Source organism: Pseudomonas sp. LM13 (assembly GCF_041381355.1).
In the GTDB taxonomy this organism is placed as follows: Bacteria; Pseudomonadota; Gammaproteobacteria; order Pseudomonadales; family Pseudomonadaceae; genus Stutzerimonas; species Stutzerimonas frequens.
The window spans coordinates 38,386-54,307 of sequence record NZ_JACBXH010000021.1 but is presented as its reverse complement, the minus strand read 5'-3'; the positions used below and the strand labels follow the sequence as shown (position 1 = coordinate 54,307).

Below are 15,922 nucleotides of genomic sequence, written 5' to 3'. Positions count from 1 at the left end.
AGTCAGCCGGCCCGTAGCGAACGCTCGTGCTGGCTATGATGTCCGCAGTGATGGCAATTTGCTAGATAGTTCACATTTTTCGGATCGGTGGCATGGGCGACGCGCGCTGTCTCGCCTACAGGTACTTGAGCCAGGTGATATCCCGCCGCCGGGCCTTCAGCATTGCAAACCAGCGCACCGCCGGATACAGCGCCACCGCCAGCACAACGGTCCACAACCACAGCGGCCAGACCGCCTCGAAGCCGAAGTGGCTGCCACGGTTCAGGCCCCAGATCGCCACCGCGGCGAGGTAGAGCAGCTTCAGCACGTAAAGGTGCAGCAGGTAGAAGAACATCGGCGCTGCGCCGAACACCGTCAGCGGGCGCAGCCAGGCGCGATCCTGGCGGCGCTCGAAGTGGCGCAGCAGAAGCAGGCCGGTGCCCAGGGTCAGGCAGAGGAACAGCAGCGACGGCGGATATTTGGTGATGTTCAGCAGGCTCATCAGTGTCCGCAGTCCATCCTCGCCAACCACCCAGGGCTGCTCGCCGTAACCATTGATCAGGCGTAGCAGAACGAACAGCAGCAGCGCGGCCCTGCCCCAGTTGGCGAGGTTGTGCTGACGGCGTTCGGCATCGGCGTTGCGTCCGAACCAGGGGCCGGCGGCGTAGCCCAGGGCGATCACGCCGATCCAGGGCAGCAGCGGGTAGGAGGTGCGCAGGCGCAGGCTGTCCGAGACCTCGAGCCAGCCACGATCATGCAGGATGGCCCAGGGCAGGTGCATGGGTGATCCGACGGGAAAGTGCAGCGGATCGAGCAGATTGTGCCCGCCGATGATCAGCAATCCGAGCAGCACCAGCCACAGGCGCGGCAGCCAGAGCAGCACCGAGAGCGCGAGCATGCTCAGGCCGATGGCCCAGATCACCTGCAGGTAGATCACTTGCGGCGGGAACTGGAAGGTCCAGGCGAAGTTGACCAGGGTGAACTCGAGCACCACCAGAAACAGCCCGCGCTTGAGCAGGAAGCTCGACACGGCGCGGCGACCCTGATGCTTTTCGCCATAGAGAAAGGCCGAGAGCCCGGTCAGGAAGATGAACACCGGTGCGCACAGGTGCGCCAGGGTGCGGCTGAAGAACAGTGCGGGCTCGGTGACCGCCACGTCCATCGGGTCCGGCACCTGCATATGCAGCAGAAAGGTCTCGCGGACATGGTCCAGCAGCATGAACAGGATCACCAGGCCGCGCAGCGCGTCGATGGATTGCAGGCGCGCCGCAACGGGCGAGGTCAGGTCGGGGGCGGGCATGCACGGCTCATGGCAGAAGTTCGCGGACAACGGGCGCGCGGCCAGGTGGACGCGATGTCTCACATGACCTGGCAACGGTGGCGCCCGGCAAAGGTGCGATACGTTATAACAAAAGTGCCGTGCATCCAAACGCTTGTCCGTCCCGCGCGCCGTTGTGCTGCCTCGGGGGGCGACAGGGGCGCGGGGGGTGAGGCGGGCGTTACTCGCAGTTGACCATCCAGGACAAACCGAAGCGGTCGGTCAGCATGCCGAAACGCTCGGCCCAGAAGGTCTTCTCCAGCGGCATGATCACCGTACCGCCTTCACCCAGGGCGGCGAACAGCTGTTCGGCCTCGGCCACACTGGAGGGATGCAGGGAGATCGAGCAACCCTTGATGCCTTCGTACGGTCCTCCGCCACAGGTGTCCCCGGGCAGCGTGTCGGAGGCCATCAGCGTGCTGTCGCCGAGGTCGAGGCAGGCGTGCATGATCCGCTCGTGGTACTCGGCGGGAAACTGCTCGGCCTCAGGCGCCTGGGCAAAGGTCATCAGCTCCAGGTTGCCGCCCAGCACCTGCTGGTAGAAGGTGAAGGCCTCGCGGGCATTGCCGTCATAGGTGAGGTAGGTGGAAAGCTTCATCTTCGTGCTCCTTGCTGTTAGTGGTTGAGTTGCGCACGCAGGCGTTCTTCCTGCTCGCGCAGTTCGGGGGTGAACTCGGCGCCGAAGTCCTCCGCTTCGAAGACCTGGCGGATCTCGATCTCCGCCTCGCCGATGGCGGACGGCGGGCAGCGCCTGACCCAGTCGATCGCCTCCTGCAGCGAAGCGGTCTGGAACAGCCAGAAGCCGGCGATCAGCTCGCGGGTCTCGGCGAACGGGCCGTCGATGACGCTGCAGCGCTCGCCCTCGAAGCGCACCCGCGCGCCCTTGCTGCTCGGCTGCAGACCCTCGCCGCCGAGCAGTACGCCGGCATCGGCCAGTTGCTCGTTGTAACGGCCCATGGCCGCAAGCACGTCCTCGCTGGGCATCTCGCCGGCTTCGGTTTGCGGCGTGGCCTTGATCATCACCATGAAACGCATCGGTCGACTCCTTCGTTGGATGGAAAAGGAGCCTAGACGGGGTTGTCGAGATTTCCGCCGGCTCCGATCACTGGTCGAACGAGCGCGGGACGAATCGACAGGGCGTTGAAAAATTTCCGATCAGCGCAGCGGATAGCTCAGCAGGAGCAGATGCAGGCAATTGAGTGCGCCATGCAGCAGCACGGCCACCCACAGCCGGTCGCCGGCACAGTGGAACGCCAGGCCGTAGCCCAACCCGGCCACGCTGGCGAGCAGGGCGAAGCCGACCCCGAAGGGCAGATGCGCCGCGCCGAACAGGGTTGTCGCCAGGCCGATGCCGATGGCCGCGCCAAAGCGGGCGACCAGCTCGCGTTGCAACAGCCCGCGGAAGATCAGCTCCTCGGCCAGACAGGTGACGGCCAGGTTGACCGCCAGCCAAGCCAGCAACTGCGCCGGCCACTTCGGCTGCCAGGCGAGAACGCCGCCGGCCACGGCCAGTGGCGGCACGGATGCCAGGCACGCGACCGAGACCAGCCATGTGCAGCGCTTCGAGCGCCAGGCTGCGCGCGGCTGGCCCAGCCACCAGGCGAGCAGCAGCGCGGCGACCATCGCCTTGTCGGGGCTGAGCCGCAATTGCCAGGGCGCCGCACCGCCCAGGTCCTGCGGCGGCCCCAGGGGCAGCGGGTTGAAGCCGGGCAGCAGATGCGCGGCAAGCAGGAGGGCCCCAATCAAGGTGGTTGCCAGCCACGGCAGCCGTGGCAGGTGCGGCTCGGCCAGTAGCCAGCCGGCGAACGCCAGCACGAGCAGCGCCCCGATCGGCTCGATCAGGCCGAGTGCCAGGCCGCCCAGCAGCGCGGTGAGAGGAAGGCCGTAGGGCAGTGCCGTGCGCATGTCACTGCAGCCGATAGCGCGCCAGCTCACGGTGGGTCAGTACGCGCATGCGCCACGGATCGATCAGTTGCATGTCGTCGGCCAGCCGCGGGTTGACGCCCATGTCGCGCAGGTACGCCTTTGGCGTGCGCCGCGGTCGCTGGCCGCTGGACAGTGCCGACTCGCCGTAGGCGATATACGGCCGATGCAGGCCGACATGCCCGCGTATCGTGCGTTGCCGGCCAGCCGCGAGCAGGTAGATGCAACTGCCCTGGCAGACCGCGCTCGCCGGCACCAGCGCATCGAAGCCGGTTTCGCGCAGCAGGTAGCCCATGCGCATGGCCTCCGGCGCGCTGCCGCCGATGTTGTCGAGGATCAGCAGCTTGCGCGCGTATTTGCCGGGATGAGCCATGATGCCCTTGAGCAACGCCTCGTAGTCGCCCGGCGCGATCTGCTCGGTGACCCGCGCCACCAGCACCAGCCCCTGGTCCTCGTGCTCCAGCGGCAGGACCTCGACCTTGGCGTGGGCGGTGCAGGCGAACAGCGCCAGGGCGCAAAGGGTGGCGAGGCGAAGCATCGAGCGGGCGGTCCTGTGTTGAGAGGTTGGCGAAGATACCTGTGCCGCCGGATTTCGCCTACTGCCTTGGTGTGCCCGCTACGGACCGGTCAGGCATCGGCAAGACCTTGTAGCCGCTTGTTCCAGTCCTCCACCGCATTGCTTTCCAGCCTGCGGTCCACCAGCTTGCGCCAGTTCGGCACCAGCGGCAGCTCGGCCAGTGCATGGAGCTCGGCGCGGTCCAGCGTGCGTCGGTACAGCACGTCCATTACCCGTGTCAGCGGCCAGCCTGGAAAGGGGCGCTGCTCGAGCACGAGCATCTGTCCGGCTTGCAGCTGACCGGGCTCCAGCACCTGGTAATACCAACCGGTCAGCCCGCTCTGCTGCACACGCAAGGCCATATCCGGAACGCCGAAGCGGTCGTTGAGCTTCCAGCAGGGTTGGCGGGTCTGCGCCACCTGCAGCAGCACGTCGCCACAGCGCAGCACGTCGCCCAGGCAGAGGTCGGCCTCGCCGAGGCCGGTGGTGCTGATGTTCTCGCCGAAGGCTCCGGGCCGCTCGAGCAGCGGCGAATGGCCGAGCTGAGCACGCCAGTGGTGATAGTGCTCGAACGGGTAGTGATGCAGCGCCTTGTAGATGCCGCCATGCACACGGCGATCGCCCTGTTCGTCGCCGGTGAGCCCTTCGCTGCCGACCGCCATCGGCCCGCTCAAGGGCTGCTTGGCGATGGCGCTGTGGCTGCCGGGACGGGTGAAGGGCACGGCTTTGCCGACGAGCAGCTGTTCGATCCTGGCCAGTTGCATGCGGGGCTCCTTGCAGATGGCGGCTGGCGAAGCGCCGATTGTGCCGCAGCGCGTGGCCGTCTGGCGCGTGTTCAGCGCCGCGGTGCTGCTGCCCGCGCACAACTCGCCGATGCCGTTCGGGCTGCACCGTCGCGCGTTGCAGCGTGACGGCAGGCCCCTTGCTCGCTTCGCCGGCGCCTGGAGAATGCTAAGGTCAGCCTTTTCCATTCGCCGGAGAACACCAGGTGTCCCTGACCACGACCTACGATCCGCAGAACATCTTCGCCCAGATCATTCGCGGCGACGCCCCTTGCTACAAGCTCTACGAGGACGACGACGTGCTCGCCTTTCTCGATCTGTTCCCGCAGTCCTTCGGCCACACGCTGGTGATCCCCAAGCGCTCGGCGGCCTGCAACATCCTCGACGTGGACAGCGAGGCGCTGGCCAAGGTGATCAAGGTGGTGCAGAAGCTGACCCGGGCCATCGTCGCCGAGCTCGAGCCCGACGGCGTGCAGGTCGCCCAGTTCAATGGCGCGCCGGCCGGGCAGACGGTGTTCCATATCCACATGCACATCGTGCCGCGTTACGCCGGTGAAGGGCTGGGCATCCACGCGGCGGGCAAGGCCGATCCCGCGGAGCTGGAGAAGCTGCAGGCGCGCCTGCTGCAACGCATCGCCACCCAGGCCTGATCGCGGCGCCGGCCATGTCGGCGGCCGGCGCGCTTCGCGACCATCGCAGCAGCAAACAGGCACCAAAGTACAATTCGTGCCCGCCGGGGGGCTTCGTACCCTGCGGGCATGATGCCTCCCACGCTCGTCCTCGTTCGCCGTATACAGCATGCCTTCAGCGCCTGCAGCAGGTGGCTGCGGTTCGGCGTTCTGCTGAGCATCGTCGTGCTGCCCTGGTGCGCCCGCGCCGAGGCGTTGCCGGTGCTCACCCTGAGCGTGCTGCAGTTCGGCACGCCGCACTGGGAGCTGGAACACCTCAAACGACGTCAGCTGGACCACGCCAACGGCTTCGAACTGAAGGTGCGCCTGGCGGCCGACGTGCCGGCGTCGCGCCTGGCATTGTCCAGCGGCAGCGTCGATGGCGCGGTAAGCGACCTGCCCTGGGCGCAGGCGCGGCATGAGGCGGGCAGCAGCTATCGCTACCTGCCGTTTTCCTCGCAGCTCGGTGAAGTGCTGGTGCCGACCGGCAGCGGAGTCCGCACCCTGGCCGATCTGCGCGGCAAGCGTATCGGCGTCGCCGGCGGGCCGGACGGCCTCGGCTGGCGGCTGCTGCAACGTGCCGCGGCGGAGCAGGGCATCGATCTCGCCAGGGAGGCCCGCGTGCAATACGCCGCGCCGCCGCTGCTGGGTCAGGCGCTACGACGCGGCCAGCTGGATGCGCTGCTGACCTTCTGGCACTTTTCCGCGCGCATGCGCGGCGAGGGCGGGGTGCAGGCTGCCTTCGGCCTGGATGACTTGCTGGACGATCTGCAACTCGATGCGCAGTTGCCGGTACTCGGCTATCTGTTTCCCGAACCCTGGGCGCAGGCCAACGAGGTGCTGCTGCAGCGCTTCGCCAGCGCGCTGCGCCAGAGCAAGCACGAGCTCGCCACCGAGCCGGCGTACTGGCAAGCAATCCGTCCGCTCATGCGCGCCGACGATGAGGCAGTGTTCGCCGCGCTGCGCGACAGCTTCGTCGCGGGCATTCCGCAGCCGCTGGACGCGGCACGTATCGCCGACCTGCAGCGGCTGCTGGTGCTGACCGGCAGCGATTCGGCCAAGTTGATGCCGGCCGCGCTGTTCCAGAGCGCACCATGAACGGCTCGCGCTGGGCCTGCTGGGTCGCGTTGCCGTTGGCGCTGCTGCTCTGGGCCGGCATCGCACTGGTGGTGAAGACGCCGTTGCTGCCCACACCCGCCGCCGTGCTCGAGACTTTCTGGCTGGCGCTGCAGAGCGGCGAGCTGCCCGAGCATCTGTTGGTGACCCTGCGCCGGGTGCTGATCGCTTTCGCCCTGGCCATGGCGCTGGGCACGCTGCTCGGTGTGTGGATGGGCCGTTCGCGGCTGGCCAACGCGCTGCTCGATCCGCTGCTGGTGCTGTTCCTCAACCTGCCTGCGCTGGTCACCATCATCCTGCTCTACGTCTGGTTCGGCCTGGTGGAAGCGGCGGCGGTGCTCGCGGTGGTGGTCAACAAGGTGCCCAACGTGGCGGTGACGGTGCGCGAAGGCGCACGCAGTATCGATCCCAAGCTGGAACAGATGGCTATGGTCTACCGTTTCACGCGCTGGCAGCGGATCAGGCATGTCTGGCTACCGCAGCTGTTTCCCTACCTGATGGCGGCGACCCGCGGCGGGCTGGCGCTGATCTGGAAGATCGTGCTGGTGGTGGAGTTGCTCGGGCGCTCCGATGGCATCGGCTTCCAGCTGCACATGGCCTTCCAGATATTCGACGTGGCCAGCATCCTCGCCTACAGCCTGGCGTTCATCGCAGTGGTGCAGCTGATCGAACTGGCGCTGTTGCAGCCGTTGGAGCGTCGTGCATCGTCCTGGCGCGAAGCGGGTGTGCGCCATGCTTGAGCTGCGCCTGGATGGCCGTCACCCGGTGCTCGGTGTGATCGAGGCGCAGGTGCGCGCCGGCGATCGCATCTGTGTGCTCGGGCCGTCCGGTGTCGGCAAGACGACGCTGCTCAACGGCATCGCCGGGCTCGATCCGCAGCTGCGGCCGATGATCGAGCAGCGCGCCGGCTTGCGCGTCGGCTATCTGTTCCAGGAACACCGCCTGCTGCCCTGGCGTACGGTGCGGCAGAACCTGGCACTGGTCGGCGCCAGCCCGGCCGACATCGAGCGGCTATTGGCCGAGGTGGGGCTGAGTGGCGCGGCCGACAGCCTGCCGGATCAGCTCTCGCTGGGCATGGCGCGCAGGGCGGCACTGGCGCGCTGTCTGGCGATCGAGCCGGATCTGTTGCTGCTCGACGAACCCTTCGCTTCGCTGGATGCCGAACGCGCCGCCGAGCTGCGCGTCCTGATCGCGCAGCTGCTCGATCGGCATCCCGGGATGGCCATGATCTGCGTGACCCATGACCCGCGCGATGCCGAGGAACTGGCCAACCGCCGGTGGTGGCTCTCCGGCCGTCCGGCGACGCTGCGCTGCGATGAGCCGCTGACGGTTGGCAGCCGGATCGGCGTGCCGCTGCGGAGCGCCTGAGCCCTTCAGCCGGCCACGAGCTGCGTCAGCGCATGCAGTACCAGCCCGACCAGGCCACCGACCAGCGTGCCGTTGATGCGGATGTACTGCAGGTCCTTGCCGACGCTCTGTTCCAGCTGCTCGACCAGTTCACGGCTTTCCCAGTTCTCCACGCGCTGAGCGATATAGGCGCCGATCTGCCCGCGGTAGCGTTCCAGCAGGCCGGGGGCGGCGGCGAGCAGCTGTTCGTTGATCCAGTTGCGCATGGACTCGTCCGCGGCCAGGCCGTCGCCGAGGCCGCGGCAGAGCGCGACGATACGTCGGCCGATGCGTGAGTCGTCGCTGGCCAGGTCGCTTTCCAGCCAGGCCGTCAGTTCCTGCCAGAGATTCCCGAAATAGGCGCTGGTGGCCGGGTGTTCCAGCAGCTGTGCGAGGATGCGCTCGACCTCCAGGGCGTAGTGCGGGTCCTGTTCCAGGCGCTCGATGTATTCGCCGACATGCTCGTCGAAGCGCTGGCGGATCAGGTGCTCGGGGTCGGCGGCGATCTCGGCGATCAGCGCGGACAGGCCGTCGACGAACTTGTTCGCCGACCAGCCGCTCACCGGCCGGCTCAGGCCGAGGTAGCGCAGGGTGCGGATTTCCCGGCTGATGGCATCGGCGACCAGCGCGCGGGTTTCCTCGTCCTGCATGATCGAGTCGAGGCGGATCAGCAGTTCGTCGAGCATCGCCTGATGCCGGCCCTGGCTGGTCAATACGCGTAACGCCTGGGCCAGCGGCGGGGCGAGGTCGAACTTGCGCAGGCGGCCGATCACCTTGGCTTCGACGAAGGCGCGCACGCGGTCGTCATGCAGCGCGGCGATGCCGAAATGCGCGACCCCGGTGAGCCGGCGACCGACCGCTTCGGCATTACGCGGATGGCGCAGCCAGCCGGCCAGGCGCGAGGCGAGGTCCAGCTCCTGCAGCTTGGCCAGTACCAGCGGCGTGGCGAGGAAGTGGGTGGTGATGAAGCTCGACAGGTTGCGGCCGATGCGCGCCTTGCTGCGCGGGATGATCGCCGTGTGCGGAATCGGCAGGCCGAGCGGGTGGCGGAACAGGGCGGTGACGGCGAACCAGTCGGCGATCGCGCCGACCATGGCAGCCTCGGCGAAAGAGGCGACATAGCCCCAGGCCGGGTGAACGGTCTCGAAACGGGTCGCGACGATGTACAGCAGGGCGGCCAACAGCAACAGAAGGCCGGCGACCAGCTTCATTCGCGAAACCGGTGACTGCCAGGCGCTGATCAGCGAACGCATGCGGTTCCTCGTGTCGATGGTGGGCTAGTGTGCAGTAGACAGCGAAGCAGGGGTGCGAGGTCGGTCGACGCAGGGCGGACCGCTCCTTTTCGCGGGCCAGCTGTAGGGTGGGGCTTCAGCCCACCGCTGAATCTGCGGTAATTCTGGTGGGCTGAAGCCCACCCTACGGTTCTCATGAAGCCGTGAGGTGGGCGTTGCCTTGTGAATCAGACCTCGTCTTCTTCCTCGCGGATCAGCACGTACTGGCCTTCGGCGTCGTTCAGGCAGTCCCAGACGTAGAACATCGAGATCTTGCCTGGGCTTTCCGTCACCGCGGCATAGTCGCCGGGCACGGCGGTGAAATAGACCCCGGAATCGGGTGCCGCCTGACAGGCGATGCGGGCGACGACGAAGGCTTCCGGCGCGGTGCCGTCGAAGTAGTCGTCGCGATCCTTGGCATCCCATTCGGTCGGCGCCTGGAAAGGGCCGCTGATGACGATGCGCGCGTCTCCGAGATCCTGCTCTTCCGCTTCCTCGTCATATTCGTCGGGGCGGTAGAGGGTGCATTCCAGAGCGTCCGGGTTTTCGAGAATGGCCGCGCGGGATTGTGGGGTGAGTGTCTGCATGGAATCTCCGACTGCGGTGGGGTGTGAGTGGCCAGTGTGGTGTAGCCGCACAGGCAGCGCAATCGGTTGCATGGTCGCGCCTGCCGAGGGCGTCGGGCGCGGCAATGCTGTCCACCGTTCGGACGGCCGGTGCCTGTCGTGCCGAACGCGGTGATGTTTGCCGCCTCCAATCGAATGACAGCCACCACCGCAAGCCGAGGCGATCATGAACGCTAACGACCCGCAGACCGGCGATGAGCCTGACGTCACCATGACCGACGGCGGCGAGAAGAACGCCGGCGAAGATCCTGATTACGACGAACAACCGTCGCGCCTGGACAATCCGGACGAGCCTGAAGTGCTTCCGAACGATCCGGATATCCTCGGCCAGGACGGTTCCGACGAGCCGAGCTAATGGTCATTTTGTGCCCGCCGGCCGGCGGCTAGTTCGCGCCAGGAGGCGTCATCATGGATATCTATCAGGTCAGGCCTACCGCGATCGGCTGGGAGCTTGAAGACCAGCAGACGCAGAAGACGGTATTGCGCACCCTCACGAAGGACGAGATGTACAGCGCGCTGGATGCGTTCATGGAGGGGCGCACGGCTTCGGTGGAAGTCATCGGGCGTGACGGCGAGCTGGAGGAAGAGCGGCCCTATCCGGGTAGTCACCACCTCTGAGGCGGTAGGGCAATTTCCTTCAATAAGGCGAGTTGCCGACGCCGGTAGCCTGCAGCCATCTTCGGACTGGCGAGCAGAGTACTAATGGACCCTTATCTTTCAATGGCCGCGTTTGCCCTGGCCTCTTCGATCACGCCGGGGCCGGTCAATCTGATGGCGCTGAGCTGCGGCGCGCGCTTCGGTTTTCGCGCCAGCGCGCGTCACGTCGCCGGTGCCACCATCGGCTTCACACTGCTGTTGCTGTTGATCGGCCTCGGTCTGTACGAACTGCTGGAACGCGCCCCGATACTGCTGCGCGGGATCCAGTGGGGCGGGGTGGCGTTTCTGTTCTACATGGCCTGGCGTCTGGCGGCCGATGACGGGCGGCTGCAGCCTGAAGGCGCCACGAGTGGGCCTTCGCTGTTCGCCGGCGCGCTGATGCAGTGGCTCAACCCCAAGGCCTGGCTGGCGTCGGTTGCCGGCATGGGGCTGTTCGCCGCGAGCGGTGACGTACTGCGGGTCTGGCTGTTCGCCGGGCTGTACTTCGTGATCTGTTACGCCTCGATCGCCTGCTGGGCCGGCGCCGGTGCCTTTCTCGCGCGCTACCTGCAGGAGCCGCAGCGAGTGCGCTGGCTGAACCGGTCAATGGCCGTGCTGCTGATCGGCAGTGCGCTGTATCTCATGGTCGGCTAGCGGCGCGCCGATGACGCCGGGCGGTCGCGGTATTGGCCGGGGGTTGCCGCTAGCTGGCGCTTGAAGGTGCGCTGGAAATGCGCCTGATCGGCGAAACCGGCGGCCAGCGCCACATCGGCCAGATCACGGCCCTGGCGCAGCCAGTGCTGGCTGCGCTGGATTCGACGGTTGAGCAGGTAGGCATGCGGCGTCATGCCGTAGTGCTGGCGGAAGGTACGAATCAGGTAGGAAGGCGACAATCCGGCGGCCTGGCAGATGTCTTCCAGCCGCAACGCGCGGGTGCAGTGCTCGGCGATGTAGTCGGCCGCCCGTCGCAGCTGCTCGATCGGTTCTATGCCGCGCCCGGCGACAGACGGAGCCAGGGTCTGCTGCAGCAGGGTGAAGGATTCGACCGCTGCACTTTGCTTGTGCAACGTGTCGGAGTGCGGATCGAGCAAGGTGGCGTGAAGTTGCCTCAGCGCGCTGAAAAGCAGTGGGTCGGTGCTCTGGATGGGGCCGTACGGCACGAACGTCCCGTCGGGGCTCGCTCCCAGTTCGTGTTGCAGGGCGCCCAGCCAGCGGCTGTCGACATAGAACATCAGGTACGACCAGGGCTGGCCGTCGATGGGGTTGCAGGCATGTACGGTCTGCGGGTTGATCAAGACCAGGGTGCCGCGGGCGACCCGTTCACGGGCGTCGCCGTTGAAGTAGGTGCTGGCGCCGGCGGTGATCGCGCCGATGGAGAAGGTCTCGTGACAGTGCGGCGCATAGCAGACCTTGCGCCCGTCGGCGACGGCGCGCACTTCGAGGAACGGCAGGGCCGGGTCGCGCCAGAAGCGGGGTTGATCGTCGTCCGGGTTATTCACGTTGCGCCTGCCGTCATCGATACGAAACAGGGGTCTGACTCTAGCAATCATCCGCCGCTCTGGCATGCTCGATCGTCCGGCTCGCCGCTTCGTCTTCCGAACAAGGAGTTCACATGCGCCCGTTGCTTGTCTTCATCGCACTGCTTTCGCTGGCCGGCTGCTCGTCCTGGCAGCCCGACGCCGAGGATATCGAGCCGGTGCCGGCCGAGCGGGTGCTGGCCTACCAGCAGCCGCTGGAAAACGCCGGCGAGGTGGTGGTGACGCGGGACTTCGGCCTGCGTGGTGGCGGTTGCTACATCGCCGTGCTGATCGATCGCCAGCTGGCGGCGCGCATTCATGTCGGTGAGATGGTGCGCTTCCAGGTGCCGGCCGGTGCGCGGATCGTCAGCATCGGCACCGATCCGCTGGATGACACCCTGTGCGGCAAGCTCAGCCTGCGCCGCGAGAAGCTGGCGCAGGTGCAAGCGGGGCAGGTGTTGGAGTACCGCGTCATCAGCGACAACCGCATCGGCTTCGATATCGTGCCGGTCGAGCGCTGATCGGGCGGCGGAACGAGCTCGGTTACTTGATCACCGTCCGCGCGGTCTTCAGGTAGTCGGCGCCGTAGCTCTTCAGGTCGTCGGCATTCTCGGCTTCCGAGGCGATGTGGATCTCTTCCAGCGTGTCGTTCAGGCCATCCATTTCCTCGACGATCTTTTCCAGGGCCGCTTTCAACGTGTAGGTCAGCTCGTGGATGTGCGCCATGTTTTCCGGCGTCTGGCCCTGCGCCAGAGCCTGTTCGAGGCGCGAGTTGTAGTCGGAGAAATTCTTCACCGCTTCGGCCAGGTTGCGCGACGGCTGTGCGTCGGCCAGCACATGGCCGGTGGCGAGAGTGGTCAGCGCCAGGGCGGCGGTCCGGATGAGCGTTTTCACGAAAGATCCCTTGCTGGAAAAATGTCGGGCGCGAAGGTATCACCTGCTCATCCGGACGATGTGTGGCAGCGCACAGTCTGCGCTGCGCCATTAGTCGCATGCGCCTGCTGATTGGCTGGCGGTGCGGTCGCGCGGACTTCTGTCCTGCTGATGCCACGGCGATTTGGGAAAAGACCGAGGCGGCCGACCACGGGCGCGAAAGTTCCGCTTGTCGTGACACGCCGGCCGCTCTGGCATGCCTATTGCGACGATCTTTTCGCTAAAGCCGGGAAGTCCTCGGCCGATAGCAGTTCGCTTGCTGGCATATGGCCTTGATGGCCGCCGGCACCTGCGGGGGCTCAACAACAATTCGCCACGCATCTGCTCCGTCTCTTGGATACGCGTCCTGCAACAGGACCATGCGGCACGGCCTGTCGTCTGGCCTGCCGATTCGAACCTCATGCCTTTGCCAATTGCCGATCCATCGGACGGCACGCCATATGGAAAAGAACGAATGATGCAGCAACTGACTATCCGAGCCCGCCTGCTGATGCTGGTCGGGGCCATGCTCGCGGCCTGCCTGGTCATCGGCCTGACCGGGCTGAACGCGCAGCAGCGCAGCGTCGCCGGTCTCAACACCGTGTACCTGGATCGCGTGGTGCCGCTGCGCGATCTCAAGCTGATCGCCGACCTGTACGCGGTGAAGATCGTCGATACCACGCACAAGACTCGCAGCGGCATGCTCAGCTATGGCCAGGCGCGCGACGAGGTGCGCAACGCCCGCGCCGAGATCAACCGTCTCTGGAGCGCGTACCTGAACACGCGTTTGATCGATGCCGAGCGCCAGCTGGCATCGCGTATCGAGACCCTGATGAAAGCCGCCGACGAACCGTTCGACGCCCTCGAGCGTACGTTGGACCGCCACAGTGAGAAACGCCTGGCGGCATTCGTCATCAACGACCTGTACCCGTTGATCGACCCTATCTCCGAAGGCTTCAACCAGCTGATCGAACTGCAGCTCGGCGAGGCCAAGGCCGAGTACGAGCAGGCGCAGGCGCTTTATCAGCGCAATCGCCTGCTAAATATCGGCCTGCTGCTGGCGCTGCTGGTAGGTGGTGGACTGTTCGCGACGGTCATGCTGCGCAGCATCAGCCGGCCGCTGGATGAGCTGAAGCAGGCGGCGGCCTCGGTGGCCGCGGGCGATCTGAGCCGCGCCATCGAGTGCCGCGGGCGTGACGAAATCACCGAGGTGCAGCGGTCGATCCGCCAGATGCAGCAGACCCTGCGCGATACGCTGCAGGACATCCAGGGCTCGGCGACCCAACTGGCATCAGCCGCCGAGGAGCTGCACGCGGTCACCCAGCACACCGCTCAGGGCATCCATCAGCAGAACGAGGAAGTGCAGATGGCTGCCACCGCGGTCACCGAGATGTCCGCGGCGGTCGACGAAGTGGCCGGCAACGCCAACCGCACCTCCGATGCCTCGCGCGATGCCGAGTCAGTCGCCGACGACGGACGCCGGCAGGTCACCGCCACGCGCCAGACCATCGACCAGTTGAGTGACAAGCTGCAGCAGACCGCAGCGACCGTGACCCATCTGGCCGAAGAGGCGGCGAGCATCGGGCAGGTGGTGGATGTGATTCGTGCGATCGCCGACCAGACCAACCTGCTCGCGCTCAACGCGGCCATCGAAGCGGCGCGGGCCGGCGAGGCCGGACGCGGATTCGCGGTGGTCGCCGACGAGGTGCGAAATCTGGCGCAGCGCACGCAGAGCTCGACCCAGGAGATCGAACGCATGATCGGCGCCATTCAGGGTGCCACTGAAGAGTCGGTGCGCGACATGCAGCAGAGCAGCGAGTTTGCCGCGCGCAGCCAGCGTATGGCGGGTGAGGCCGACCACGCGCTGGGGCTGATCGCCGAGCGGGTCGGGCAGATCAACGAGATGAACCTGGTGATCGCCAGTGCCGCCGAGGAACAGGCGCAGGTCGCGCGGGAAGTGGACCGCAACCTGGTGGCCATCCGTGACATCTCTGAACAGAGCGCCACCGGCGCGCAGCAGACCTCGGTGGCCAGCGACGAGCTGGCGCGCCTGGCCACCCAGCTCAACCAGCTGGTCGGGCGCTTCCGTCTCTGAAGCGGCTCGTCGGACGCGGTCGGGACATGTGTTGTCGCACTCCGGCCGCGAACCCGGCAGCACGAATGCATTCCTATGTACGGAGCTTTGTCCCGATCCGTACCAAACGAGGAGTCGCACGTGAGAACTGCCGTGTCCGCCCTGGCGCTTGCCGCCGGTCTTACCCTGAGCTTGCCGCTGCTGGCTGAAGACCGGCCGGTCTATGGCCCGCAGCTGGAAGGCTTCAGCTATCCGCACCCGCTTGAGCACTACCGGTTCGAGTCCCAGGGCAAGGCGCTGGAGATGGCCTACATGGACGTCGCGCCGACCGGCCGGGCCAATGGCCGCACGGCGCTGCTGCTGCATGGCAAGAACTTCTGCGGGGCGACCTGGGAGCGCACCATCGAGGTGCTCAGTAAGGCCGGCTACCGGGTCATCGCCCCCGATCAGGTCGGTTTCTGCAGCTCCAGCAAGCCCGAGGGCTACCAGTTCAGCTTCGCCCAGCTGGCGCACAACACCCAGGCGCTGCTGGAACAGGAGAACATCGAACAGGTCACCGTGATCGGCCATTCCATGGGCGGCATGCTGGCCGCTAGGCTGGCGCTGAACCACCCACAGCGAGTCGAGCGGCTGGTGCTGGTCAACCCCATCGGTCTGGAGGACTGGCAGGCCGAGGGCGTGCCCTATGCCTCCATCGATCAGCTCTACCAGTCGGAGCTCAAGACCGATTTCGACAGCATCAAGGCCTATCAGCAGAAGTTCTACTACAACGGCGACTGGAAGCCGGAGTACGACCGCTGGGTGGAAATGCTCGCTGGGATGTACGCCGGAGATGGCAAGGAGCAGGTCGCCTGGAATCAGGCACAGACTTCGGAGATGGTCTTCACCCAGCCGGTGATCCATGAGTTCTCGCGGCTCGAGATGCCGACCCTGCTGCTGATCGGCGGGCTGGACCGCACCGCGCCGGGCGCCAACCGTGCACCGGCGGATGTCGCCAAGCGCCTGGGCAACTACCCCGAGCTGGGTCGGCAGGCGGCCGCGATGATTCCCGATGCCAAGCTGGTGGCCTTCCCCGATCTGGGGCATTCACCCCAGGTCGAGGCGCCGGAAGCGTTTCACCGTGCCTTGCTCGAAGGATTGGAGGCCAAGCGCTAAGGC

The 15,922-nt window shown here is 66.4% G+C and carries 20 protein-coding genes; 10 read left to right on the top strand and 10 right to left on the bottom strand.

The window, feature by feature from the left end:
• Window positions 1–115: 115 nt before the first annotated feature.
• The 6 genes from HZR81_RS14300 to HZR81_RS14275 form a co-directional block, all read right to left on the bottom strand.
• Window positions 116–1,279 (bottom strand): acetyltransferase domain-containing protein, encoded by a 1,164-nt coding sequence (locus HZR81_RS14300; RefSeq protein ID WP_500128509.1) that lies wholly within the window; start codon window positions 1,277–1,279, stop codon window positions 116–118.
• A 199-nt stretch (window positions 1,280–1,478) separates the two neighbouring features.
• Complete coding sequence (locus HZR81_RS14295) at window positions 1,479–1,895, bottom strand: VOC family protein (RefSeq protein WP_125868147.1); 417 nt, start codon at window positions 1,893–1,895, stop codon at window positions 1,479–1,481.
• Between the two features lie 17 nt (window positions 1,896–1,912).
• Window positions 1,913–2,332 (bottom strand): YciI family protein, encoded by a 420-nt coding sequence (locus HZR81_RS14290; RefSeq protein WP_500128508.1) that lies wholly within the window; start codon window positions 2,330–2,332, stop codon window positions 1,913–1,915.
• 120 nt (window positions 2,333–2,452) lie between these two features.
• Entirely contained in the window at window positions 2,453–3,202 is a 750-nt protein-coding gene (locus HZR81_RS14285) for a CPBP family intramembrane glutamic endopeptidase (RefSeq protein WP_200629654.1), read from the bottom strand.
• A gap of 1 nt (window position 3,203) precedes the next feature.
• Window positions 3,204–3,758 (bottom strand): COG3904 family protein, encoded by a 555-nt coding sequence (locus HZR81_RS14280; RefSeq protein WP_500128507.1) that lies wholly within the window; start codon window positions 3,756–3,758, stop codon window positions 3,204–3,206.
• An 89-nt stretch (window positions 3,759–3,847) separates the two neighbouring features.
• Window positions 3,848–4,540: an MOSC domain-containing protein gene (locus HZR81_RS14275; protein ID WP_500128506.1), complete on the bottom strand. Its 693-nt coding sequence runs from the start codon at window positions 4,538–4,540 to the stop codon at window positions 3,848–3,850.
• 224 nt (window positions 4,541–4,764) lie between these two features.
• Between HZR81_RS14275 and HZR81_RS14270 the strand changes: the two genes are divergently transcribed.
• The 4 genes from HZR81_RS14270 to HZR81_RS14255 all read left to right on the top strand — a co-directional run bounded on the left by HZR81_RS14270 (window position 4,765) and on the right by HZR81_RS14255 (window position 7,710).
• Window positions 4,765–5,208 carry an HIT family protein gene (locus tag HZR81_RS14270; protein ID WP_013983560.1) on the top strand — a complete coding sequence of 148 codons (444 nt, stop codon included), beginning with the start codon at window positions 4,765–4,767 and terminating at the stop codon, window positions 5,206–5,208.
• A gap of 108 nt (window positions 5,209–5,316) precedes the next feature.
• Window positions 5,317–6,324: an ABC transporter substrate-binding protein gene (locus tag HZR81_RS14265; protein ID WP_500128505.1), complete on the top strand. Its 1,008-nt coding sequence runs from the start codon at window positions 5,317–5,319 to the stop codon at window positions 6,322–6,324.
• Entirely contained in the window at window positions 6,321–7,082 is a 762-nt protein-coding gene (locus HZR81_RS14260; RefSeq protein WP_063542633.1) for an ABC transporter permease, read from the top strand. The genes HZR81_RS14265 and HZR81_RS14260 overlap by 4 nt, the downstream gene beginning before the upstream one ends.
• Window positions 7,075–7,710 carry an ABC transporter ATP-binding protein gene (locus tag HZR81_RS14255; protein ID WP_500128504.1) on the top strand — a complete coding sequence of 212 codons (636 nt, stop codon included), beginning with the start codon at window positions 7,075–7,077 and terminating at the stop codon, window positions 7,708–7,710. Before HZR81_RS14260 ends, HZR81_RS14255 begins: the two co-directional genes overlap by 8 nt.
• A 5-nt stretch (window positions 7,711–7,715) precedes the next feature.
• On the opposite strand, the gene HZR81_RS14250 is transcribed toward HZR81_RS14255, so the two are convergent.
• Window positions 7,716–8,981 (bottom strand): DUF445 domain-containing protein, encoded by a 1,266-nt coding sequence (locus HZR81_RS14250; RefSeq protein ID WP_500128503.1) that lies wholly within the window; start codon window positions 8,979–8,981, stop codon window positions 7,716–7,718.
• A gap of 206 nt (window positions 8,982–9,187) precedes the next feature.
• A complete protein-coding gene (locus tag HZR81_RS14245; RefSeq protein ID WP_063542639.1) occupies window positions 9,188–9,586 on the bottom strand; it encodes a hypothetical protein in 399 nt (132 codons plus the stop codon).
• Between the two features lie 205 nt (window positions 9,587–9,791).
• Here HZR81_RS14245 and HZR81_RS14240 point away from each other — a divergent pair, with 205 nt between their 5' ends.
• From HZR81_RS14240 to HZR81_RS14230, 3 genes are all read left to right on the top strand, one after another.
• Window positions 9,792–9,980, top strand: coding sequence for a hypothetical protein (locus HZR81_RS14240; protein WP_500128502.1), 189 nt, complete (start codon window positions 9,792–9,794; stop codon window positions 9,978–9,980).
• 53 nt (window positions 9,981–10,033) lie between these two features.
• On the top strand, window positions 10,034–10,243 hold the full coding sequence (locus tag HZR81_RS14235) for a hypothetical protein (RefSeq protein WP_063542643.1): 210 nt from the start codon (window positions 10,034–10,036) through the stop codon (window positions 10,241–10,243).
• Between the two features lie 84 nt (window positions 10,244–10,327).
• On the top strand, window positions 10,328–10,915 hold the full coding sequence (locus HZR81_RS14230; RefSeq protein ID WP_500128501.1) for a LysE family translocator: 588 nt from the start codon (window positions 10,328–10,330) through the stop codon (window positions 10,913–10,915).
• Here HZR81_RS14230 and HZR81_RS14225 read toward each other — a convergent pair.
• Window positions 10,912–11,760, bottom strand: coding sequence for an AraC family transcriptional regulator (locus tag HZR81_RS14225; RefSeq protein ID WP_500128500.1), 849 nt, complete (start codon window positions 11,758–11,760; stop codon window positions 10,912–10,914). The genes HZR81_RS14230 and HZR81_RS14225 overlap by 4 nt on opposite strands.
• Before the next feature lie 113 nt (window positions 11,761–11,873).
• On the opposite strand from HZR81_RS14225, the gene HZR81_RS14220 reads away from it, so the two are divergent.
• A complete protein-coding gene (locus HZR81_RS14220) occupies window positions 11,874–12,299 on the top strand; it encodes a 3-isopropylmalate dehydratase (RefSeq protein WP_500128499.1) in 426 nt (141 codons plus the stop codon).
• 22 nt (window positions 12,300–12,321) lie between these two features.
• Here the strand turns inward: HZR81_RS14220 and HZR81_RS14215 are convergent, their stop codons facing one another.
• Entirely contained in the window at window positions 12,322–12,672 is a 351-nt protein-coding gene (locus HZR81_RS14215) for a DUF6746 family protein (protein WP_102839943.1), read from the bottom strand.
• Between the two features lie 493 nt (window positions 12,673–13,165).
• On the opposite strand from HZR81_RS14215, the gene HZR81_RS14210 reads away from it, so the two are divergent.
• Window positions 13,166–14,785 (top strand): methyl-accepting chemotaxis protein, encoded by a 1,620-nt coding sequence (locus tag HZR81_RS14210; RefSeq protein ID WP_500128498.1) that lies wholly within the window; start codon window positions 13,166–13,168, stop codon window positions 14,783–14,785.
• A gap of 120 nt (window positions 14,786–14,905) precedes the next feature.
• Complete coding sequence (locus tag HZR81_RS14205) at window positions 14,906–15,919, top strand: alpha/beta fold hydrolase (RefSeq protein WP_500128497.1); 1,014 nt, start codon at window positions 14,906–14,908, stop codon at window positions 15,917–15,919.
• Window positions 15,920–15,922 lie beyond the last annotated feature (3 nt).